The 24762-nt window shown below is 39.3% G+C and carries 17 protein-coding genes and 1 pseudogene; 8 read left to right on the forward strand and 10 right to left on the reverse strand.

Features of this window, described 5'->3' with window-relative positions; translation table 11 throughout:
- Window position 1: 1 nt before the first annotated feature.
- From AC1DG9_RS06675 to AC1DG9_RS06710, 8 genes are all read left to right on the forward strand, one after another.
- Entirely contained in the window at window positions 2-1753 is a 1752-nt protein-coding gene (locus AC1DG9_RS06675) for an ABC transporter ATP-binding protein (RefSeq protein ID WP_172660660.1), read from the forward strand.
- Window positions 1743-3503 (forward strand): ABC transporter ATP-binding protein, encoded by a 1761-nt coding sequence (locus tag AC1DG9_RS06680; RefSeq protein ID WP_477634435.1) that lies wholly within the window; start codon window positions 1743-1745, stop codon window positions 3501-3503. Before AC1DG9_RS06675 ends, AC1DG9_RS06680 begins: the two co-directional genes overlap by 11 nt.
- Before the next feature lie 89 nt (window positions 3504-3592).
- Window positions 3593-4855 (forward strand): TolC family protein, encoded by a 1263-nt coding sequence (locus tag AC1DG9_RS06685; protein ID WP_337715363.1) that lies wholly within the window; start codon window positions 3593-3595, stop codon window positions 4853-4855.
- Window positions 4843-5811, forward strand: coding sequence for an efflux RND transporter periplasmic adaptor subunit (locus AC1DG9_RS06690; protein ID WP_337715361.1), 969 nt, complete (start codon window positions 4843-4845; stop codon window positions 5809-5811). Before AC1DG9_RS06685 ends, AC1DG9_RS06690 begins: the two co-directional genes overlap by 13 nt.
- The gene (locus tag AC1DG9_RS06695) at window positions 5808-8843 is read left to right on the forward strand and encodes an efflux RND transporter permease subunit (protein WP_477634436.1); all 3036 of its coding nucleotides are present in this window, start codon (window positions 5808-5810) and stop codon (window positions 8841-8843) included. Before AC1DG9_RS06690 ends, AC1DG9_RS06695 begins: the two co-directional genes overlap by 4 nt.
- A gap of 32 nt (window positions 8844-8875) precedes the next feature.
- Window positions 8876-9553, forward strand: coding sequence for a response regulator transcription factor (locus AC1DG9_RS06700; protein WP_288880736.1), 678 nt, complete (start codon window positions 8876-8878; stop codon window positions 9551-9553).
- Window positions 9550-10842, forward strand: a complete 1293-nt coding sequence (locus tag AC1DG9_RS06705) for a sensor histidine kinase (protein ID WP_477634437.1) — start codon at window positions 9550-9552, stop codon at window positions 10840-10842. The genes AC1DG9_RS06700 and AC1DG9_RS06705 overlap by 4 nt, the downstream gene beginning before the upstream one ends.
- Window positions 10843-10880: 38 nt before the next feature.
- Window positions 10881-11624: a phosphatase PAP2 family protein gene (locus AC1DG9_RS06710; protein ID WP_477634438.1), complete on the forward strand. Its 744-nt coding sequence runs from the start codon at window positions 10881-10883 to the stop codon at window positions 11622-11624.
- Between the two features lie 117 nt (window positions 11625-11741).
- On the opposite strand, the gene AC1DG9_RS06715 is transcribed toward AC1DG9_RS06710, so the two are convergent.
- The 10 genes and pseudogenes from AC1DG9_RS06715 to AC1DG9_RS06760 form a co-directional block, all read right to left on the reverse strand.
- Window positions 11742-13043 (reverse strand): DUF5690 family protein, encoded by a 1302-nt coding sequence (locus tag AC1DG9_RS06715; RefSeq protein ID WP_172660652.1) that lies wholly within the window; start codon window positions 13041-13043, stop codon window positions 11742-11744.
- 32 nt (window positions 13044-13075) lie between these two features.
- A complete protein-coding gene (locus AC1DG9_RS06720) occupies window positions 13076-14236 on the reverse strand; it encodes a TIGR03364 family FAD-dependent oxidoreductase (protein WP_172660651.1) in 1161 nt (386 codons plus the stop codon).
- Between the two features lie 2 nt (window positions 14237-14238).
- Entirely contained in the window at window positions 14239-15687 is a 1449-nt protein-coding gene (phnY, locus tag AC1DG9_RS06725; RefSeq protein ID WP_337715355.1) for a phosphonoacetaldehyde dehydrogenase, read from the reverse strand.
- A 36-nt stretch (window positions 15688-15723) separates the two neighbouring features.
- Complete coding sequence (gene phnA / locus AC1DG9_RS06730) at window positions 15724-16965, reverse strand: phosphonoacetate hydrolase (protein WP_172660649.1); 1242 nt, start codon at window positions 16963-16965, stop codon at window positions 15724-15726.
- 127 nt (window positions 16966-17092) lie between these two features.
- Window positions 17093-18583, reverse strand: coding sequence for a SusD/RagB family nutrient-binding outer membrane lipoprotein (locus AC1DG9_RS06735; RefSeq protein WP_477611748.1), 1491 nt, complete (start codon window positions 18581-18583; stop codon window positions 17093-17095).
- A gap of 11 nt (window positions 18584-18594) precedes the next feature.
- On the reverse strand, window positions 18595-21762 hold the full coding sequence (locus AC1DG9_RS06740; RefSeq protein ID WP_477634439.1) for a SusC/RagA family TonB-linked outer membrane protein: 3168 nt from the start codon (window positions 21760-21762) through the stop codon (window positions 18595-18597).
- 252 nt (window positions 21763-22014) lie between these two features.
- Window positions 22015-22596 carry a helix-turn-helix domain-containing protein gene (locus tag AC1DG9_RS06745; protein WP_172660646.1) on the reverse strand — a complete coding sequence of 194 codons (582 nt, stop codon included), beginning with the start codon at window positions 22594-22596 and terminating at the stop codon, window positions 22015-22017.
- Between the two features lie 291 nt (window positions 22597-22887).
- Entirely contained in the window at window positions 22888-23778 is an 891-nt protein-coding gene (locus AC1DG9_RS06750; protein ID WP_477634440.1) for an alkaline phosphatase family protein, read from the reverse strand.
- Between the two features lie 235 nt (window positions 23779-24013).
- On the reverse strand, window positions 24014-24424 hold the full coding sequence (locus AC1DG9_RS06755; protein WP_477634441.1) for a GtrA family protein: 411 nt from the start codon (window positions 24422-24424) through the stop codon (window positions 24014-24016).
- A pseudogene (locus AC1DG9_RS06760) lies at window positions 24424-24762 on the reverse strand (CDP-alcohol phosphatidyltransferase family protein); the annotation flags it as partial. The gene AC1DG9_RS06755 and the pseudogene AC1DG9_RS06760, both read right to left, overlap by 1 nt.

Below are 24762 nucleotides of genomic sequence, written 5' to 3' on the forward strand. Positions count from 1 at the left end.
AATGAAAAATTCAGATACTCAGGGTCCAAAACAGAAAACGAAGCAGGGTCAAAGCATTTTTAGTTTGCTTAAACCGTATTCAGGCCTGATTATGCTGCTCATCTTGTTTGCATTGCTCAGCAATGGTCTCAACCTTTGGATACCAAAACTTATTGGTAGCGGTATAGATGCATACAGTGCAGGCAAATTTTCATATAAAACCATTGCTACTGAATTTATAGTTGTAGTGCTCATTATCTTTCTATTTAGTTTCCTGCAAAGTTTAATGCAAACCTATGCCTCAGAAAAGGTAGCAAGGGACTTAAGAACCCGGTTAGCCGATAAAATATCCCGACAAAGCTTTGCTTATATACAAACCACGAACCCATCCCGTTTACTTACTAATCTTACTTCCGATGTAGATTCTATAAAATTGTTTGTATCGCAGGCCATTGTTTCTATCGTATCCTCCTTGTTCATCATTATTGGCGCAAGTATCTTACTGCTTAGCATCAACTGGAAACTTGGCTTAATTGTCATGGCCATCATTCCAATTATTGGAGGTACGTTTTTTATTGTATTGGGTAAAGTACGGGTGCTATTCAAAAAAAGCAGGGAAGTAATAGACTGGTTAAATAAAGTAATTAATGAAAGTATCCTTGGGGCTATGTTAATTCGCGTAATTAATTCGCAGCAACTGGAATATGATAAGTTTTTTGAGGCGAGTAATAAGGCCAAAGATATTGGACTTTCAATTCTGAGGTTATTTGCCTGGCTAATCCCCATAATTGTATTTACAGCAAATATGGCGGGTTTAATGATTCTGGTTCTGGGTGGACATTATGTAATTAACGGCAGAATGAGCTTGGGTGATTTTGCTGCTTTTAACAGTTATCTGGCACTGCTAATTTTCCCGATTCTTATCATAGGTTTTATGAGTAATGTAATTGCTCAGGCTACTGCTTCATACGGCAGGATCAGCGAAATGCTGGAAAGACCAGATACTATTGAAACAGGTCAGCTGGCAGCTAATTTAACCGGAGCTATAGAAATGAAGGATGTAAATGTTAATTACGGTGAAAAGCCTGTATTAAAGCATATCGATTTCTCTGTACGACCAGGATCAAGGACTGCGGTAATTGGACCAACAGCAGCAGGTAAAACACAACTGCTCTATTTGCTTAGTGGTTTAATTAAGCCAGATAGCGGTGTATTAACATTCAACGGACATCAAATAGATGAATATAAAAGTGAATCTTTTTACCAAAAGTTAGGCTTTGTTTTTCAGGATAGTATCCTGTTCAATATGAGCATCCGCGAAAATATAACTTTTAGTGAAACGGTAACAGACGAATCTTTACAAAGGGCAATTGAAACCGCAGAACTAAAAGATTTTATGGAATCATTGCCGGAAGGGTTAAATACCAGCGTTTCCGAAAGGGGATTAAGTCTTTCAGGAGGACAAAAGCAACGGATTATGCTGGCACGTGCATTGGCAATAAATCCAAATGTATTGTTGCTTGATGACTTTACAGCAAGGGTAGATAATCAGACTGAAACCCGCATACTTGAAAATATTCAGCGCAATTACCCTAATTTAACGCTTATATCGGTAACTCAGAAAATAGCTGCGGTTGAGCATTATGAACAGATCATTTTGCTTATGCAGGGCGAAATACTGGCCGCAGGAACCCACAAAGAGCTTATGAATACAAGCCCTGAATACGTACAGATTTTTAATTCACAAAAAAGCACAAGCAACTATGAATTATAATCTGAACAGCATAGCAGAKCAGGAGAAGAAAAGTTCATCCTGGACAGGACTTAAAAACCTGTTGAATCTGGTTGCGGAAGAGAGAAAGCGTATTTTTCTCTCCTTATCGGCAATTCTTGTTAGTGCATCACTTAACCTTCTTGGCCCGTTTTTAATAGGGTATACAATAGATCATTACGTGCAAACCGGAAAATATCATGGTGTTTTGGTATTTGCAGGGATTTTACTAGGGATGTATTCTATCGCTTTTGTGAGCAGTTATTTGCAAACGCAATGGATGGGAGGTGTAGCCCAGCGCGCCATCTTCAAATTAAGAAACGTAATCTTTAATAAAATCCAGCAATTACCTGTAGCCTTCTTTAATGAGAACAAAGCAGGTGATCTGATATCAAGGGTTAATAATGATACGGATAAATTGAGCCAATTCTTTTCTCAGGCCCTAATGCAGTTCATTAGTAGTATCATTACTATGATCGGTTCCGGGGTATTCTTATTATCTATCAATATAAAACTTGGGCTAGCTACCCTGGTACCAGCCTTAGTTATCCTGATTTTTACAAGAAGTGTTTCGCCTTGGGTAAGAAAAAGGAATGCGTTAAGTTTAAAAAGCTCTGGTGGGCTAAGCGCCGAAATACAGGAAAGCCTGAACAACTTTAAGGTGATAATTGCTTTTAACCGAAGAGATTATTTTAGAAAAAAGTTTGATGTAGCCAACCAGCATAATTATAAAACTGCTATGGGTACAGGAATGGCAAACAACATGTTCTTACCTGTATTCGGGTTGTTTTCCGCTTTAGCGCAATTAATTGTGCTGAGTTATGGGATTTATCTGATCTCTGAATCGGAATTTAGTATAGGCCTGCTTGTAAGTTATTTGGCTTATTCTACTAACTTTTATAACCCATTAAGGCAATTGGCTGCTTTGTGGACAAGTTTCCAGGTTGCACTTGCGGGTTGGGATAGGATCTCCCGTATGTTATCTCTCGAAAGTAATCTGGATATTGTTAAGGGTAGTGTTGCAACAGCCTCAGATTCGTTACTTGAATTCAGAAACGTTCATTTTGGATATACCACAAGTAATGAAATACTTCACAATGTGAATTTTAAGCTCGAAAAAGGAAAAACATATGCGCTGGTAGGTCCTACAGGTGGAGGTAAAACCACAACTGCATCCATTATGGCACGTTTGTACGATCCGGTTAGTGGAATGATTCTTTTAGACGGCAAAGACATCAAATCTTATACTCCTGAAGAACGGAGTAAGAAAATTGGATTTATACTTCAGGAACCGTTCTTATTTACAGGAACGGTTAGAGAAAATATCTTATACGGCAATGAACAGTATCATGAATATGATCAGGAAAGTTTCTTAGCAATAATTAAAGCCACTGGATTGGAAGGATTACTTTCAGTTTTTGATGATGGAGCAGAAACAAAGATTCTCTCTTCGGGCGATAGCTTAAGTCTGGGACAAAAACAATTGATCGCTTTTATGCGCGCTGTGCTAAGAAAGCCGGATCTGCTAATTCTTGATGAGGCGACAGCAAATATTGATACCATAACAGAAAAACTACTTGGCGAGATATTAGACAAATTGCCACAAGAGACTACTCTGGTAATTATTGCCCACCGTTTAAATACCATCGAGAATGCCGACGAAATCTTCTTTGTAAATAGTGGAGAGGTTACCAGGGCAGGATCATTTCAGGAGGCTATGGATAAGCTTATCCATCATAAAAGAAAAAGTTAGTCTGGATATTGCCAGTAGCTCTACAGATTTTCTTCAAAGTCTGATTTTACTTTTATATCATATTCATACAGTGAAAAATCTGGTTGTAAATGATAAAAGGCGTAAGGGAAATATCTTCGATCTTGCTATTAACACTCTTAAGTTACAGCGGAGGGATATTTTTATGTCAGGCACAGCATAAAAAGGTAGATGATTACATTCAAAAAGCATTGACCAATAGTCCTTTGCTCAAAGATTTTAAGAATCAGCTGCTTTCTGATAAAACGGATAGTGCCATACTAAGAGCCGGATACAGGCCTCAGGTTACTGCCAGTTCTACAGGAAGTTATGCGCCTGTTATTAACGGTTATGGTTATGATAATGCGCTTAGTAATGGCAAAACATTCGATGCGCTGATCACTGCAAACCAGAATATTATCGGTAAAAGTAGACGAGATATTCAGTTAGAAGGAATTATATTACATTCTGATTCAATAAATGCGGCTTCAGAAATCTCCCGGCAAGACATTAAAAAATCTATCACCGAACAATACATAACAACCTATACGGATCAGCAACAAAGAGATTTTTATCTTGAAGTTTATCAGCTCCTGCAAAAAGAAGAAAAGGTGTTAAAAGTACTTGCCCAAAAGAGTGTATACAAACAAGCAGATTACCTTGCGTTTCTGGTTACCTTGCAGCAGCAGGAATTGCAGCTGAGCCAAACCAGCATACAGTTAAAGAATGATTTTGCACGTTTAAATTATTTGAGTGGCATTATAGATACTAGTGTTACCGTATTGCAAGAACCCGTACTAACAGCCACACAGCTTACCGGATTAAGCAATAGCATTTTTATCAAAGGCTATAAAATAGATAGCTTAAAATTATTGAATGATAAAAAGCAGATTGATCTGAATTACAAACCGCAGGCAAGTGTTTATATAAATGGGGGCTACAATTCATCCTTCATCCTACAGCCATATAAAAATTTTGGAACAAGTGTAGGTTTTAGTGTTTCTGTGCCGGTTTATGATGGTGGTCAGCGTAAAATGAAGCATACACAGCTTCAAATACAGGAAAACACGAGGCAAGATTATCTGCAATTTTTTACCCGGCAGTATCAGCAGCAGGTTAATCAGCTTGTTCAACAACTACAAGGCACCCAGGAGCTGCAGGCTAAAATTACCAGGCAAATTAAATTCACTGAGGGCTTGATAAATGTAGACAGCAAATTGCTGCAAACAGGCGACATCACTATCGCAGATTATGTAATAGCCATAAATAATTACCTCAATACCCAATATATGCTTCGGCAGGTTAATATATCCAGGCTTCAGCTAATTAATCAACTAAACTATTGGAACAATTAGTAAACAAAAAGATGAGTAGTAAGCCATATTATACAGTGACATTGGGTTTAGCTTCAATTTGCTTAATTCTGAGTGCATGCAACTCAAGCGCTACATTGGATAATCGTGAGTTGGATAAAACACCCGATCCAAAAACTCCGGTAAGTGTTACCCAGATAAGCCATGCACCATTAAGCGATTATATTGAATTAAATGCAACGGCAACCTTTCAACAGAAAGGGATTATAAAGGCGAGCTCAAATGGCTATTTGCAAACTGTAAATGTAAAAAAAGGCGACTATGTAAAAGGGGGGCAACCATTATTTACGGTGATTACCAAAGAGGCCAGAAGCATAGGGAATGCCATTAATAGCCTTGATCCTAGTTTTAAGTTTACCGGCCTAACCCGAATTACGGCAAATACAGCTGGTTTTGTAGGAGAGGTAAGTCACCAAAAAGGCGATTATGTACAGGAAGGGGAGCAGTTGGCAGTAATCACTAACCTAAATAGTTTTGTTTTTCTTATGGATTTGCCTTATGAACTAACGGGAATCATTAAAAATCAAAAAGCATTACAAGTAACATTACCTGACGGACAAAAGTTAGCTGGCAAAATGGGCCGTTCCCTGCCTTTGGTCGATTCTGCATCGCAAACCCAAAGGGTCATCATTCAAGTAAAAACGCAACAGCTAATTCCAGAAGGGCTTATAGCTAAGGTGAAATTAGTCCGATCAGAATCGCTAAATCCAATTGCTTTGCCCAAAGAATCCATTCTTACTAACGAAACCCAGGATGAATTTTGGGTAATGAAGCTAATGAATGACACTACGGCGGTAAAAGTAAATATTCAGAAGGGGCTGGAAACAGGAAGTTATGTTGAAATAAAATCCCCCTTATTTAAACCTAATGACAGGTTCATTCTTACTGGTAATTACGGTTTACCCGATACGGCTAAAATTATGATCAACCACAAATGAAGAATTTCTTTCTGACTCATAAAAACCCAATTATAATAATTCTGACCATAATTATGTTTGGTGGTGTTATTGCTTATGAGAACCTAAAGACTTCACTTTTTCYGGAGATCACATTTCCTAAAATAAAGATAATTGCTGATGCGGGCCTTCAGCCTGTTGACAGAATGATGGTAACAGTTACCAGACCGCTTGAAAACGCAGTTAAGCAAGTACCCGGACTAAAGTTGGTAAGAAGTACTACAAGTAGAGGGAGCTGCGAAATATCTGCGTTTATGAACTGGAATACGGATATTGACTTGAGCCAGCAACGCATAGAATCCAGAATCAATCAGATCAGGAACGCACTGCCTCCTGATATCAACATATCGGTTGAAAAAATGAACCCTTCCATATTACCGGTAATGGGTTATACACTCGAAAGTCATAGTAAGTCTCCAATTGAACTTCGTGAAATAGCCACTTATACCATCAAACCTTTCCTTTCTCAGGTTGAGGGAGTGGCGGAAGTGCGTGTGAGCGGCGGAAAGGCTAAGGAGTACTGGGTTGAACTGGATAAAAATAAAATGAGTTCGCTCAACCTCACTCCTCAGCAGGTAAATACTGCTTTAAGTCAAACCAATTTCATCCGCTCAAACGGATATCTTTCAGATTATAAACTATTGTACTTAACCATTACAGATGCGGCTGTAACAACCAGGTCGGATTTGGAAGATGTTGTTGTTAGCAATAACGGACATAGAGCTATCCAAATTAAAGATATCGCCAGGGTAAGCATACAAGAAGGGGTAGAGTATACCAAAATCAATGCAAATGGTCATGATGCTGTATTGATTGCGGTTATTAAACAGCCCGAGGCCAATCTGATTACCCTTACTCAGGAGATGGAGAAAAAAATTAAGCTTTTACAAAGCATTTTACCTCCTGGAGTAGGCATCAAGCCTTATTACATACAGGCCGATTTTGTTAACGATTCTGTGAAAAGTGTAGCCGATAGCCTTTGGATAGGCTTAGGCCTTGCAATTATTGTTGCAATCATCTTTTTGAGGTCATTAAGGGCCAGCAGTACTATTCTTATTACCATTCCGCTAACGCTTTGTTTAACGGTAATTGTATTATATAGCATTGGTTATACCCTAAATATAATGACTCTTGGGGCTATTGCTGCCGCAATAGGTTTAATTATAGATGATGCAATTGTAGTAGTGGAGCAAATTCATCGAACTCATGAGGAATATCCGGAGCTGGAAAGCGATGATCTGGTTCATAAAGCAATCCGATATCTTTTTCAGGCGATGCTGGGCTCATCACTTAGTACTATAGTTATTTTTATTCCTTTCTTACTAATGACAGGAGTAGCTGGTGCCTATTTCAAGGTGATGACCAACACCATGATCATTGCTTTGATTTGTTCTTTTTTTGTTACCTGGATCTGTTTGCCTGTAGTATACCTGCTTTTAGGTAAACAGGTAAAACCTTCGGGAAGGAAACAAACCCAAGTCCATACTGTGAAAAATCAGGCATGGGTAATGTGGTTTATCAAAAAACCGATGTTCAGTTTTGCGGCAATAGTGGTACTTATTCTAGTTATTATACTCATACTGCCAAAACTCCAAACAGGATTTCTACCTGAGATGGATGAAGGTAGTATTGTACTCGATTACAAATCTCCGCCGGGAACCTCTCTTCAGGAAACCGACAGGATGTTGAAAGAAGTAGAGCAGATCATTATAAAAATTCCTGATGTAGAAACTTATTCCAGAAGAACAGGTACCCAAATGGGCTTCTTTATTACGGAGCCCAATAATGGAGACTACCTTATTCAGCTTAAAAAAGAACGCAGCAGAACAACTCAAGAGGTGATAAGCGAAATCCGTAATAAGATAACTGCTAGCCAACCCTCTCTCGAAATAGATTTCGGACAGGTAATTGGCGACATGCTTGGCGATCTTATGAGTTCAACCCAGCCCGTAGAAATTAAAATCTTTGGAGATAATCACTCAAAGCTTACGACCCTTTCTAAAGCTGTTGCTGCTATTGTCTCTAAGGTTAAGGGTGCTGCGGATGTATTTGATGGCGTTATCATAGCCGGGCCCTCTATTGATGTGAGGCCCATTTATAGCCAGCTTGCACAATACGGTATCAGTGTAGCCGATTTTCAGTATCAATTGCAAATGGCTTTAGAAGGAAATTCTGCTGGCGCTGTTCTCGAAAAAGAGCAACTCTCAACCATCAGGCTTATTTATCCAAACAGCAGAAAATATAATGTAGAAGGAATTAAATCAATGCAGATATTCTTGCCCGATGGTAAGTTGGTACCAATCACTAATCTGGCAATTATCGATATAAATGCCGGAGAAGCAGAGGTTGAACGGGAGAATCTGCAGGCAATGGGTGTAGTAACGGCCCGTCTTGAAAACAGGGATCTTGGAACCACAATTCAGGATATCCGGCAGCAGGTTTCAAACAGTATTCATTTGCCTGCTGGTTATCATATCGAATATGGTGGCGCTTATGCAGAGCAACAGCAATCTTTTAAAGAACTCCTTGTGATCCTGGTTTCCTCAAGCTTGCTTGTATTTGCCGTTATTTTATTTCTGTTTAAAGATTTTAAAATTGCTACTGTTATATTATTTATAGCTGTCTTGGGTATTTCAGGTAGTTATTTGGCATTGTTTTTAACTCATACGGCCCTAAACGTGGGGAGCTATACAGGCCTGATTATGATCATAGGTATAATAGGCGAAAATGCAATTTTTACCTTCCTGCAGTTTAAAGAGTCCTGTAGGGAAAATAAAGTTCAGGATGCCATTGTTTATGCCATTTCAACGCGATTACGTCCAAAATTAATGACGGCTCTCGGAGCTATAATTGCACTGATGCCTCTTGCATTGGGTATTGGAGCCGGGGCGCAACTCCATCAGCCATTGGCAATAGCTGTTATTGGTGGTTTTATTGTTGCTATGCCCTTACTGCTTATCGTTTTGCCCAGCATGATAAACTTACTCTATAAAGACCATAAACTGCCTTATTAATTTACTACATTTAATTTTTTAACATCTCCAGAATGAAAATATTATTGATAGAAGATGAAAGCTCATTGCGCGAAAGTATTATCACTTATTTTACAGATGAAGGTAATATTTGCGAAACCGCAGCAGACTATAAATCGGCAATAGAGAAAGTTAACATCTATAATTATGATTGTATTCTTTTAGATTTAACACTACCGGGCGGCGATGGGATGGAGATTCTGCGTGCAATTAAAAAGATCAATAAAAAAGACGGGGTACTTATCATTTCTGCAAGGCATTCGCTTGATGATAAGCTTGATGGATTGAACCTTGGTGCTGATGATTACCTTGTAAAGCCCTTTCACCTGTCGGAACTTAAAGCAAGGGTAACAGCAATAGTTCGCAGAAAAAGTTATAATGGCAGCAACATTATCACTTTTAATGAAATACATATTGATACGCAGGCAATGAGTGTGAAGATAGGAGATAATGTGTTAATCCTTACCCGTAAGGAATATGATCTACTTGTTTATTTTATTGCAAATCATAGCAAGGTAACTACCAAAAGTGCAATAGCAGAGCACTTATGGGGTGATGAGATTGACCTTTCCGATCATTTCGATTTCATTTATACCCACATTAAAAACCTACGGAAAAAGCTGGTAGAAGCAGGATGCAAAGATTACATCAAATCTATGTATGGTGTAGGCTACAAATTTGAAAATGTATGAAGTTATCCGCAAAATATAACAGGGTCACCTTAATTGCCTCTATTATTGTTTTTGTATTTACTGGGGTAATCTATTATTCGGTAATCCATTATATCCTGACAGATCAGTTGGATAGGGATCTGGAAATCGAAGAAGATGAAATTGTTGCCTATGTGCAAGCCAATGGCAAATTGCCACAAGCAGGTAGTTTTAAAGAACAAAAGGTAAGCTATAGCCTTATTGACTCTGGTCATAATTTTGAACGCAGGTATTTCTATAATGATTATTTTAATAAATCAGAACAAAAGATTGAACCAGGGAGAAGCCTCATTTATACGGTAGAAGTAAATGGGAAATTATATTCTGTTACGGTAACAAAATCCAGAGTAGAGTCTGAAGATCTGGTTAGAATAATAGTTTTAATAACCCTTAGCGTAACTATTTTGCTTCTAATCACCCTGTTGTTAATCAATAGGTTTATTCTCAATAATATATGGAAGCCTTTTTATGGAATACTGCTACAAATGAAAGCCTTTAATCTGGCAGATAAAAATGATATCAGAATAGAATCAACAAAAATCGATGAATTTGCAGAGTTAAATACGGCAGTTGCAACCATGTCCTTGCGTGTAAAACAAGATTACAGGGAATTGAAGAGTTTTACAGACAATGCGTCTCATGAAATGATGACTCCTCTGGCGGTAATAAACTCCAAACTAGATACACTGATTCAAACAGAAACATTCAGTKATTCACAAGGCGAGCTTATAGAAGATATTTATGTTGCAGTAGGCAAGTTATCTCGTCTTAACCAAACCTTACTGATGCTTRCTAAGATCGAGAATAATCTGATAGCAGATCAGGAAACGATTCCGCTGGATAACTTGATCAGGCAAAAAACAAGACAATTCCAGGAGCTGCTTCAACTGCATAACATAAACCTTAGAACAGACCTTGCTCACAAGCAGATCAATATGAACAAGCATCTTGCAGATATGTTGATCAATAACCTGCTTAGTAATGCCATCCGTCATAACTATAAAGACGGCCAGATCTTTATTCAATTAAATGATAGCCAACTTATCGTTAGTAATACCGGTTTAGATACAGCGTTGATTGCAGATAAGGTTTTTGAAAGATTCTATAAAAATACTGCCTCAGAAGGAATGGGCTTAGGCCTTGCTATATCCAATCAAATTTGCAACTTATATCATTTTAAGTTAAATTATGCTTATCAGAATTCACAACACATTTTTACGGTGAGTTTTTTAGAAGGGGAACTTCAGAGTTACTCCAAATTTGGTGTTTAGTTTTGATTAAGAATTTAATAAATAAGAAGATGTYTAAGATGAAGTACGGCTTTGTAATTGTCCTTTGTTTACCTTTTTGCAGTTTCGCGCAGTACTCCGGTCAAACAGACTCACTGCCTCAAAAAAAGAATACCTTTAAAGTTGCACCTTTTATCATTCCGGCGGTGTTTCTTGCATACGGAGCAATGGGAGGTGGTAATAATTTTGTACACGACCTGGATGTAAGTACCCGTAATGAATTACAGGAAGATCACCCTTTCTTTTCCGTACATGCCGATAATTTTATGCAATATGCTCCCGCAGCGGCGGTTTATGCCTTAAATCTATCGGGTGTAAAAGGCCGACATAATCTTGCAGATGCTACAGGTATTTATGCAATCTCTTTTGGATTAATGAAAGCCTCTACACTTATTGTTAAATCTACTACAAACAGGCTTCGTCCTGATGGCAGTACCAACAACTCATTCCCTTCGGGGCATACCGCAACATCATTTGCGGCAGCGGAGTTTTTAAAACAGGAATATAAAGATGTATCGCCGTGGATAGGGTATGCCGGATATGCCGTTGCCGGTGCTACAGGTGTTTTTAGATTATACAACAACAGGCATTGGGTTAGTGATGTGGTAGCAGGAGCAGGCTTCGGTATTTTGTCAACCAAAATAAGTTACCTGGTATACCCACATTTAAAAAAGCTGATCATGGGTAAGCAAGCTTCTAATTTTAGTGTGGTGCCCATGTATCAAAACAAGGCTTACGGCTTTTCTTTATCTGGCCAGTTTTAAATAACCTGTCTTCATCTCGAGAACAGTAGAGACCTCTTGACTATGAATTAGCTACTACGCAATTAGCATAACCAAGAGATCATTCGGTTTCTAGGAATGAGGAGTTATGATCCAGTTTTAAACCTTTCTGTCTAATACCCCGGTAATCGGACCTTTAATGCCAATTTTACGGTTAAAAAATACAGATACCATAACCAATAGGATCAGGCAAACCACTGTAAGTGTATAGCTGAACCGAATCAATACCTTGCACCAGCTTAAATCCTTCATGAAAAATTCTTTGTAAAGCAGTAAGAATACGCTGCCCAGGTATCCTGCCGAGTCACAGATGTAAACAAAAAATCCCGCATTGGCCTTGATCTTAAATAAAGCGATCATCCTATCGAACAGCACTACCTGAATAGGAGTGTAAGCTAAAAACATCCCCATTCCTACCAGTAACATCCACCAAAAAGGACTTATCAGATGCAGTTGGAAAAACAGGGTACTACCACCACTAAGTACAAGGCCAAGGGCAATCAGATATTGCGTAGCCCAAAAACCGCGTATGTTGTTGCGTATCATCGAAAGACTACCTATGGCAATTAAAACGATAATTCCGGAAATCGTTTCTGTTAATGATAATACACCCTTATCCCAATGAATATCTATTTCATTCCAGATCTCGACAGAAAAATTATCCCTAAAATCCCTCATGGTGGTCAGCATCATATAGATCAAACCAATGCCAAAAATCGCGAAGCCAAATTCTGCCATCACCGAACGTTTATCCTCAGCATTCATCGGTAAACGTTCAACACGCAATAGCTTGTCGGTTTCAGTGGGTTCGGGAATCACCGAAAGCATCCAGACAAAAGTGAGAAACAGCGGTAAGAAAAGTACGCCTATCAATGCAGGCATCCAGAATTCTGAAACTAGTGGTACCCATTCATGTACGGTAAAATAGATTGTTTTGATCATCCCCGATGAAAAGATCAGGCTAATGCTTAATCCCATGGCCAGTGTTTCTGTAAAGCGCCTGCCTTCCAGATAGCTAAACACAATTCCCCAAACCATGCCGAGTGGAAGGCCATTTAAAAACAGAAAAAAGAAATTGTAGGGCTGCGGTACTGCTCCAAAAAGAAGGAGTGCCGCCTCCGCAAAAAGAATAAGAAAAATGATTAGTTTTTTTCTGCCAGATGCCTTAAGCTCCGAAATTACCTTTATGCCCATTACCTTAGAAAGCATATAGCCCATAAGCTGCGCAATTATTAAGATCGCTTTGTAATCAAGATCCCAGAGTGTTATCCCTGTATAGGTTCCATTGGTAAAAGGTTTTCTAAAAGCATACATGCAAAAGTAAGTGCCAAAGGCGGCAAGCATACACCAGATAATAAAGAAGAGTTTCGAGTTGGCCATTAAATGGTTTATTCGCTTCATAAGGATTGATCGTAGAGTTTATCTGAGTCTGCCTAGTTGTAAATCTTTTTTATACTTGCTTCTGCATATCCGGCCGATGACGTCATGCCCTTGCCTCCAATTGCAGTTCGGATATGTATCCGGTCTTCAATATCGTATTCCACAATATGCTTGCTGTTGTGCTGAGGGTAAAAGCCAGCCCAGGTCGATGCTATTTTACGTACATCAAAGCTTACAATCTCTTGTGCTGCGGTTAACATCAGTTCGTTAATATGGCTGTTAATGCCAAAACCAAGATCATCTGTATGGTTTACGTCTGCATATTCATGCGAATCGCCAATTATAATGGAACCGTCTACTGCCTTCTTAAACAGAATATGAATTCCCCATTTCTGGCATTCTTTATAATGTTCAGGAGTAGAAATTCCGGAGAACGATGGACATTCCTGAAATGACTCATACCTGCGGATAGACAAGCCTGTTAGGATATTTCCTTCCAATTGTACTTCAGGCATTGGTACAGTTTTCATCATCTGGAGTTTGCTTAATATGATCCCGCTTTGTTTAAACAGGTCTGCAAACAGCAGTTTAAACTCCCCTCCATTGCAAATGATAGCCTTTTCTGCAGTAAATGTTTGCCGGGTAGCAGTTGTAATTTCAACATGATCACCTGCCACAACGCAATCTAAAACTGCCGTTGAAGGCATGTAAGTAAGTTTAGGGTATTTAGCAACAGCATATTCAATTAACTGGTAAATCAGCTTGCTTGGCTCCACACTTACTTCCTGTGGAAAGAACAGCCCACCTTTACAGTATTCTCTTTTTAATGATGGCCATTTCGCTAAACAATCATCTACAGATAACAAATTAGCTTCATAATCTATGGCATCCATCCTTTCTTTTAGCTCGTGCAGTAACTGAGTTTCATCATCATCAGAAGAAAGATAAACAGTGCCGTTGTTACGTACACTGATGTCGGCTTCCTGCTGTATTTCCTGATACAGTTCGGTTGATCTCCTCGCGTAATCAAACCAGTCAGACGACATACCAGATACTACTGCCTGTCCAAAATTCCGTACCGTAGCATTTACAGGATATTGATCTTTTTCTGTAAGCAGTACTGTTTTACCTAACCTCAAAGCATGTAACGCGTGAAAAGTACCCAGTATACCTGAGCCCACCACTATTAAATCATATTGAATATTCTTTGTCATAATTACCAGGGCATTGAAAATGTTTTTACATAAGAGAAGCACTTAATGGCCTCAATTACTCCTTCTTTTATACCTAAACCCGAATCCTTAATTCCTCCAAATGGAGAATTTTCTATGCGGTATCCGGGTACTTCATTAATATTTACCGTACCTACTTTAAGTTCCTTTACAAAACGGATGGCATGTTCCATGTTTGTGGTAACCACTCCTGATGATAAGCCGAAGGCAGTAGAATTTGAAAGTTCAATTGCATCGGCTATGTTTTTGAAAGTTAAAATAGGAGCAAGTGGGCCGAAAGACTCCTGGACTACCATTTGAGCGTCTCTTGGTACATTGGTAATCACAGTTGGTTCCAATAGGGCACCAGTACGTTTACCACCAAGCAGCACTTTTGCACCTTGCGCAACTGCTTTGTTTACAACATCCTCCAGGTACACGGCCGATTGTTCATCTATAACTGTCCCAACTCTGGTTGCGGAGCTAGAAGGATCACCACAGGTGTATCCTTTAGCTTTTTCGACAAAACGTTTGGTGAACTCTTCAGATACGCTTTCGTGTACCAGAATCCGTTTTACGGCAGTGCAGCGTTGACCTGAGTTTCTAAATGATCCTTCAGCGGCCAGTTCTACTGCCAAATCAAGGTCGGCATCTTCAAGAACTATCAGCGGGTCATTTCCGCCCAGCTCCAGGATTACCTTTTTGTAGCCGGCCGTTTTGGCAATCAGTTTACCCACAGCAACGCTGCCAGTAAAAGAAACCACATCAATCCTTGGATCTTGTACCAGTATTTCTGAAACCACTTTGGTGTCTCCTAAAAGAACACTCAACATATACGGAGGTAAGCCCGCTTCATACAATAACTCTACAAAGCGAATGGCCGTTAAAGGTGTTTTTTCTGATGGCTTTAAAATCACCGGAGTTCCGGCCGCAAGGGCAGGAGCAATCTTGTGTGCAACCTGGTTTAGCGGGTGATTAAAAGGGGTGATGGCTACCGCAAGTTTTAGGGGCTCGTAAGTCGTAAATATTTTGCGTTGTTTGCCGTTGGGCGATATGTCACATGAATAGATCTGTCCATTATCCTTAAGGCATTCAATAGCAGCAAACAAAAGCACATCATGTGCCCTTCCAATTTCATAAGTGCTTTCAGAAATGCACAGGCCAGATTCGGAAGTGATCAGCTGAGCAAATTCTTCCTTTCTTTCTAAAAGCAATGTTCTGGCTTTATCAAGCACAGTGTATCTTTCAAAGCGGGTCATTGCAACACCACCTTTAAGGGCGGTTTCAATAGCATTATTGGTATCGTTTAAGTCAGCTGTTTCCACAGTTCCTACCAGTTCGCCATTGTAAGGATTGTGTACAGCCAATTGATTGCCTGACGAAACAGGCTTGCCGGCAATTAGTGATGCCAGTTTTAAAATATTGCGGGCGTTATTAATATCTTCTTCTTTCATTTTCCTTCTATAAATTCAAACTGTAACTGCGGGTATTTAGTGGGTTCCGTTAACGGTAAAATCGAACACATCGAAATTGCGGGGATCGCCCTGTGTTTTCATTTTGTAGGTCGCATTTAGCGGATGAGAAATTACCAATGGTACCATTTCCTCGTACCTGCCACCATGTGAGCGCAGCGTACCATCTAATGCTTTTAAATCATGATGGGCTGCAGTTTTACCAACAACCACATCGCGGGCTGACAATACAAACAGATCTCCGGTTCTATCTGAAGGTTGCTCAAGTATGCGGCATCCAGTTTCTTTGTCGTATACCTCGGTAACTCCTGGTTGTACAGCAAGCCAGTTTTTCACTTCATTAACCTTCGATGTGTCGTCCATGTGCACAGCCACGTAAGAACCCAAAGCACCATGGTGTTTTACATAAGGATCTGTAATTGGGCAAATCACCCTAAAGCCATAGCCAAATTTCTCGGTAAGCATGGTTTCAATAAACAATACATTAGGCGTGCCATCGGCTTTAACCTTTGCATTCATGCCATGATCTGCGGTGGCACCAATAATGGCACCAAGCTCAAGCATTTTGCCTAGTTCAACATCCTGTGCCTCATAAAATGCCAATGATTCTTCCGTATCAGGCGCATAAGTATGCTGCATATAATCAGTTAAGGATAAGTATAGGAAATCGGCCATGCCGTTGGCTATCAATGCAACACCGGCGCGCAACACAAATAAGCTGGCTTCGGCACTATAAATAGCAGGGGTTTTGTGACCAATAACCTGTTCTGCATTTTCAATACCATGGGTATCCAGTTTTGCCTGATCTGCTTTTTCTGCAGAGAAAGCAATGCCGTTTAGTTTGTAAGAAAGGATGTCGCGCAGTTTTTCCTTTGCAGTAACCACTGCAACCTTACGACCAGCATTTGCAGCTGCGGCAAGAAGTGTTTCGGCTCTAAGATATTCCGATGAGTTCATCATCACTTCCTGATCCTTTGCAGTATCATAAAAGAAGTTACCGCAGATGCCATGTACAGCAGGGCTAACGCCTGTAACTATGGATGAGTTGTTTACATTGGTAAATGACGGCAATGCACCACGCACCATACCTCTGTAGCCTTGCAAAGCCATTTTTTTAAGGTTAGGCATACGATCGTGTGCCATTGTGGTATCCAGATATTCATCTGCAGAACCATCCATGCAAATTACCACAATAGGTTTTGCAGGTGGTGTATACGTTTTACCATTAGCTGAAAAGGGTTGAGTTGATATATTATTCATTATTACGTTGTTTTTATTGCTTTAAATTGTTTTTCAGGTAGTTGTATTGTTTAGGTGTGTGTTGGATCATATAAAATTAGTGAAAAGAGCCGCTTTTAAACGGCCCTCAGCTAATATAAACTAACCTTTATTTTAATAACCACATGATCTGGTCTCTGTCATCTATTTCTGTCCCAAATTGCGACCTTAGTGCTGCTCGGTAATGCGCTCTGTTGTCTGTATCTTCCGCAGTAGGGTAAGCCCATCGAACCGGAATTTTAGTAACACTATTCTCAGTAGAGAATTTATATGTAGGTACTCCTGTTCTATGGGTCATAAAGAATGATTCCCAGCCTGAGTTTTCTGCAAGGGCCAAATACATTTGTTCATGTATTCTTTTTAAACCTGCAGCACCTAATAGATATGGAGCGTTGTTTGTTAGATAAGTAGCGGTTACGCTGCCATCAACACCATAAAAATCCATTGATGCTTTTATGCCATTGTCGTAATGGGTTTTTGCGCCAGTACCAATCCATCCCAAATGTGCGGCTTCGGCAATATTTAATTCCTGTTCAGGATAGCCAATCAAAATAGATGGCTGGCCTATAAAATTCCAAAAGCGCCTCTCGTTAGGATAAGATATTTCTCCATTCAGCTTTCTGGAAACATTCGTTGCTCCACTTGCAGAGATATCAGCACCCACATACGAGTTAAAATCTTCCCTTACAGCTGTTTCGTTTGTTGGATTTGCGGCCAATGCCTTAGGTGTTGGATCTGCTACTTTTTGTAAACGCGGATCCATATAAGTTTTTAGCAAGTTTACATAAGTATCAACCAATACCACACTTACGCGATACACTGCGGCATTTGGATTGTAATTTCCTCTAAAACCATCTTCATCTCTATGAGTAATCTGCATATTATCTCCCAAACCAGCCATTAACGGATATTGAGCCGGGTTGTTGATGATAGCTGAAAAGCGATCTTTAATCTTCAAATCTGCATCATCTGCTTTTTTGCTCAGCGATATCAATACCCTTATTGTATACGCATTTATTGCTTTTTGCCAGCTCTTTAAATCGCCATTATAGTAAAAATCGCCGGCTATTTTTTCTCCCGGATGGGTGCTGATATATGCACCTAATTCGTTATTCGCCTCTGTTAACCAGTTCAGGCATTGAATGTATACCGACTTCTGTGTGTCGTATTTTGGCTGTGGTATTTCAGCGCCCTTCATGGCTTCCGAAAGCGGAATGTCTCCAAGTCTCGTTGTCATTTCTACATAGTTGTAAGCGCGTAGAAACTTGGCCATAATGCTATAAACCGGTGCATTTGTTGTTGCCGCTTCCTTTTCCATCTTGTCAATGTTACGAAGGGTAGCATAGCTAAAAGTGCCACTGCCAAAACGGTAACTTACTGCCGATGCATTGTCAACAGCCGACCAAAGATGGTACTGCGCATTTATGTATTCATCAGAAAATGACGATACGGGTGTTGGTATAACTGCTGTAAACAACAGACTTGGTGGAACCTTGTTGGGGTTGTTAGGATTGTCCCTTAGGTCGTCGAAATTCTTGCAACCACTTGTCAGGCTTATGATTATCAATACTACTATTGATTTTGCTATATAATTTTTCATCATCAAAAGTTTTAGAAATTAAAGTTTAAATTGAAACCATATGTCCGTTGTGCCGGATGTTGTAAAGCAGTATCTCCCGTGCTCAACGTATAGGTGTCCATGTCGCCATAAGTCTTATCCTTGGTCCAGTATAGTAAGTTTCTGCCTACAAGTGATAATGATGCTTTTTTGATAAAGCGTTGTTTTAAGAACTTGGCTGGCAAGCTATAGGTTAATGTTAGCTCCCTTAGTTTAACAAAAGTTTTTTCGATAACATTATTTTCCCAGGCACCTTTGTAGCTACCTGCCCAGTTTTGATAATCTACTTTATAAGTACTGGCTTCAAATTTTCTGGTATCGGTCAAAACTTTTCCTTCCGGATCATAAGTAATTTCTCCGCTTACTATTTTTACACCCGGTATTTGCATGGTTTTAGGGTCKCCACCGTTTGCATACGCAATATTCGAAAGCTCCCTTTCAGGATGTATAGCATCAGGGTGTGAGCCCGATCTCCATAAATCTCTTTCATAACTATCGTAAGTTATCCCGCCAAACCTGCCGTCAACTAAAAAGTTAAGGGAAAAATCCTTATAAGTAAATGTGTTGCCCATACTCAATGTAAAGTTGGCTTGTGTGTTTCCTACCAAACGCACTACATCTGTTCTTCTTGGTAAGCCATTAGGCTGAATAACCAACTGACCGTCCGGAGATCTTTCCCATTCATTATACCAGTAATCATCTAATCGTGCACCTACCTTAGTTCTTCCTTCCTGAGTTTGAGGGGAACCATCAGGTAGGGGCGGTAAAGAGGTCAGATAATTTTTCCCCATGTCAAAGTTTACAAGCGTCGACCAGGTGAAATTGTCTGTTCTAACAGGTATAGCATTTATAGAAACCTCGGTTCCTCTTCTTTGAGTAGTTCTTCCGTTTAATTGAATTCCGGTATATCCAGAAGTTTCAGAAAAGCGCTGTGTAAAGATCTGTGGGCCATAATTGTTCTCATAATAAGAGAATTCAAAACCAAATCTGTTATTGAAAAAGCGCGCTTCAGCTCCATACTCGTAGCTTTTGTTAAATTCGGGCGAAATATCAGGATTATCCAATATGCTTGGATATGTTGCCGTTGGCAGATTACGATACCGGCTTCCTGTGGTGTAGGCATTGGTTGCATTATAGAATTGATAAGTACCGTTACTGATGTCATAATCGCCGCCCACTTTAGCATATGAAGCCCTGAGCTTTAAGAAACTGATAGCTTTAGGAAAAGTGAAAACATCAGTCAGCACGGTGCTAAGTGAAAGCGATGGATAAAAGAACGTGCTATTTTTCTTAGGTAGTGTAGAGGAATTGTCAACCCTGCCGGTAAAACCAAAGAAAACCCAATTTTTATAGGCTAAATCAACTGAGCCATAACCGCTGTAAACACCTTTTTTATACTTTGAACTGGTTGGTGTAACCTGATCAACAGAATTGCTTAATTTATAGATTCCAGGCACTACTAATTGCGTAGTAGAAGCACTATAGAAGTCTGCATTGTGAAAGCGTTGATTTGCACCTAAGGTAGCTTCTACACTAAAATCTTTGTTAAGGAAGTTATCTGAGTAGCTAAGTAAAAGGTCAGTGTTAGATTCCGCTATCTTGTCGTGGCTATAACGATAACGACCGCCTCGGTCACCAATATCATAGTTGTAAATACTTACTGCTATCTTTTCCTCATCAGTTAATGAATACGTATTTAATGTGGTTCTAATAAATGCGTTAAGCTTACTGTTTATGTTGAAATTTAGTTTTAAATTTCCAAGTATGTCATTCTTTTCATAAGGTTTTTGCCATGCATAAGCTAAAGCGTAAGGATTATTGTATCTCCAATTCTCCACAAAGTATTGCTGAACCTCTTCTTTTCCTGGCACCCAGTAGTTTTTAAAGTCTCTTACATCAAAATGAGCTCCGCCCCAAATAGCCAGGTTGTAGATGATTGATGTGGGTCCGTATACAGCGCGTAAGCGATTATTTGAGTTTTGGTAGTCATATTGTAATGAACCTTCAAGACTAATTAATTTAGATATTTTAAATTCACCACGTAAACGGGTAATGTTAATATTTAATTTAGATCCTGGTTGAGAAGCTTTTGAATACTTGTACGTGTTAGAGATTACAAAGTTACCATGCTCACCCTGATTTTGTACCGAGAAGTTATTTGATGTTACTATTCCTGTTTCMATGAAATTACCCAGATTATCAGTTGATCTGGCAACCCAAGGTGTAGGAATTCTTTTACCTGTTTTAGGATCAATTGGTGAATCATATTGAGCAATTAATCTGCCGTCGAACTTTGGCCCCCAGATGGAATAATCGAAATCATTTGTGCCGCCACCGCCTGCTGCTCCTGTACCAAATGAGTATTGGCCGGCATTTCCCGGTCCGTACTGACTTTGTGCTTTGGGGATACGGATGAAATCGCCCTGAAAGGTTGTAGAAGAGTTGATAGAAACTGTTGTGCCATTATCTATTGATTTTCCGGATTTTAAGGTGATCTGAATTGCACCATTGATTCCGCGGGAACCATAAAGTGCCGAAGCTGCCGCAGATTTTAACACAGTAACGTTTTCTATATCGTCCGAACTTATGTTCCACATATCGGTATCGTTAGGAACCCCATCAACCACCAATAGTGGTTTACGCCCCCTTAAATAAATACCCGGATCAGAGAAAAAGTCGCCACCATTGTTGGTGATGGTTAAGCCAGCTACCTTTCCCGTAAGCGACTCCAGCACATTCGGTGCAATCGCTTTCTGTAACGATTCACCTTTAACTTCCTGTACGGCATAACCAACACGTTTTTTCTCTTTTTTAATACCCAGTGCAGTTACTACTACTTCGTCTAAAGCGCTCTGGTCAGGATCAAGCTTTACATTTAGTGAGTTTTGTGAACCAATATTAACTTCTTTTGGTGCGTAACCAATAAAGCTAATTACAAGAATGGTGTTTGAGGGCGCAGAAATGCTAAACTTACCCTCGGTGTTTGTGGTCGTTCCACTTTTATTGCCTTTAATCTTTACAGAAGCTCCCGCCAGTGGCAGGTTGTTCTCATCAACTACAGAACCTGTAATTGTACTTTGGGCATAAGTAATGCCGAAAGTTAATAGCCACATCACTACCGTGAGCAGACTTGTCTTTTTTAATAAGTAACAAATTTTCATATTTTAAAAGTTTAGTTTGGCTATACTATTGTTTAGTATTTATACAAATGTAAACACTTTATGTAAACAATATGTTAAGAAATGCTAAACTTTTAAATATATAATTTTAGGCAAAAAATTATATAATAGTTACTGTATATGTCATTTTTTGTATTTAAACGACATATTTTAAGATAAATAGTTCACAATAGCTTAAATCCGACGATTTACTATTTAGTATTTGTAAACTATTTTTAAGAAAGGAAGTATTAATTAGTCGTTTGTGATGAAGTAGTAAACAACTAACATGAGTACGTCAGAGTCGCCAATATTAGATAGGTTGTGGCCTAACCTTCCATCGAAGAAAATAGAATCTCCTTCTTCCAGAATATAGTTCTTATCTTCTATCAGGTATTCAATTTTTCCTTTTATCAGGTATTTGTATTCAAACGCATCGGTGGTTACCATTTTATTGCGACGTGCACCTTTTTTAAGTTCCAGTAATACAAAGTCTACAGGACCTCCATGGATGTTGCGGGCAAGTATGCGCTGGTAATTAAATCCTTTGGCTGCTTCTTTTTTTAGTGGTTTATATTCGCTGGCGCGGATTACAAAAACCTTTTCCTGATGATTGGCAGGGGAGATGTCTTTAAAGAAACCAGTCAGATCAAGATTTAGGGAGTGTACAATGTTCATTAGAACAGGTAGCGATGGGATGGTACGGTTATTTTCAATCTGGGAGATCAAGCCCTTGCTTACTCCGGCTCTATTAGCGAGCTCTTGTATGGTAATGTTCTTTTCTTTTCGTATTTCTTTTATTCTGTAGCTGATCTTTAGGATAATATCGTCTTCCATGGTTTTCGCGTTTTATCCAAAAGTAAATAAAATTTGGAATTCGGAGGGGTGTAACTTACCATCAATTATTGTGAGTTGCTATTGAATATATAATAATAACTATATGCATACAATATAAGAACATAATTAAGTTACTATTACTGCCCTTGCTATACCGTTGGGATACCCTGGTGGTAATTCAAGGGTATATCAACGGTATAGCAAGGGTATTTCAATCCTTTATTTATTATGTATTCATTACGTTTTTTACCGTATTTATATTTGTGTTATATATGCCGGGACGCAACTATGTTATATTCCTGAAAAGCTATCTGCTACAGCTTTTCCTCTCCAGCTTTGAGGGGCTTTTAATCCAAGTATCCAGGCAATGGTTGCGCCAGTGTCATATGTGATAATTACATCCTTAATCTCGTGGTTCTTTTTAACTCCTGCGCCATTTATTACCCATGGAATTTGTACTTCGTCTAAAGATTTTCCGCCATGTMCTTTACCCGTTCCGCCATGATCAGCAGATAGTATAATGATGGTTTCGTTCTCTATGCCTGCGTCTTTAACTGCCTGTACAATCTTTCCAATTCTTATGTCAACTTTTTGAAGTTGCTCGTAATAGGCAGGGGTCCTGTGTCCAATGCCGTGGCCTGTTCCGTCTGGCTCATCAAGGTGGATAAAAGTGAAATAAGGTTTGTCTCTTTTGATAATGGTGGCGGCAGTATCCGCACAAAAATCGTCGTTATCATTGCCTGGTACTACAATGCTGATCGCATCTTTCTCTACTAGTGGTCCAATGCCCGGCCAGCTGTAAATTACTGCAGTTTTAGCGTTGGGTTTCTGATCTCTGATTACGCTAAAAATAGATGGGAACAGACCATATTTAGTGGTAGTAGCCGAAGGAATTTCTGGAGTTTTACTGCCCCATTCTGTAAAGCCATGCTCAGTTGGTCCGGCACCCAYAAGCATAGACGCCCAGTTCACAGCGCTTGAAGAAGGTAATACGGATCTGGCTTTTAACGACCATGATCCTGTTTCCATTAACTTTCTTAGGTTGGGCATTTTAGCATCAGGTACTGCATAGGCTCCAAATCCGTCGCATCCAATTAGAACAACATGTTTTACTTTTTTTACCTGCGCATTAAGCTGCATAGTAAAGCACAATAAGCAGGAGGCAATAATTAATCTTTTCATTTGTTTGTTATTTGTGGTTTAAAATTTTACTAAAACAATCTGTCGTCTTAAAGCTGCCGTCGTTCTCTTCGTTATCTCGAACGCATTTGTGCCTAGGCACCAGGATTATGGGCGCGTACAGCACGGCTGTTTTTTTCTTTCAGGAGTTAAATATATGTATATTTTTGTTTAGTAAAACTAAACAAATAAAAATATTACAAATATTCAATAATAAGATAAGGTTGATTTAAGCCGACTAAAGAGACTTTCTTCTGAATACCCAGTATTTCTGTAAAACGTAGTTAAAGCCCAGAGATACAATGATGTCAACCATGATTCTGGTTATTTTGTAGTCTATCTTTAGCCAGGTAGTGAGCAAATAGGTACCCGATGATTTTAATAAAATACTGCCGCCAACTACAAATATAAATTTAATGAGTTGTTGTCCAACCGGGGYCTTATTTGCATTTGCAGTGGTAAAAGTCCAGTAGCGGTTTACAGAGAAGTTAACTACTGCGCCAACGATTCCGCCGATGGCAATAGAAATGGTGTAATGAATGTTTAGTAATTCAGTGCATAATATCATTACCAGATAGTCAACTATTCCGCCGGTAAAGGCAGAAAGCTGGGCTTTGGCAAAAACAAATACGGCATTTTTTTTACTCATTAAACACTGTCTTTTTTGGCTAAACGAGCTTCTCGCTCTGCATTGTCACGAATATCGCCAAGTTTTAGCAGTTTTCTGGTATCTAAAAAGTTAATGATAAACAAGGTGATGCAGATCGCTGCCGCAAAATATTCTATTAAGTGTCCGAAAAGAACCTCAGCGATAAGTATCAGGGCCAGAATAATTCTGATTTCGGTAGGGCCTACAATGCCCGAGTCGATGCTGTAGATGTCAGTTATCTTATAGCGTAACTGAGAAATGATCATTGCCCATCCGTATAAAACCACAAAAACGAATGCGATAAGTTCGTATTCGTTTCTGGCATATACCATATAGCC

The sequence above is a fragment of the Pedobacter sp. 05L430 genome (assembly GCF_056397585.1).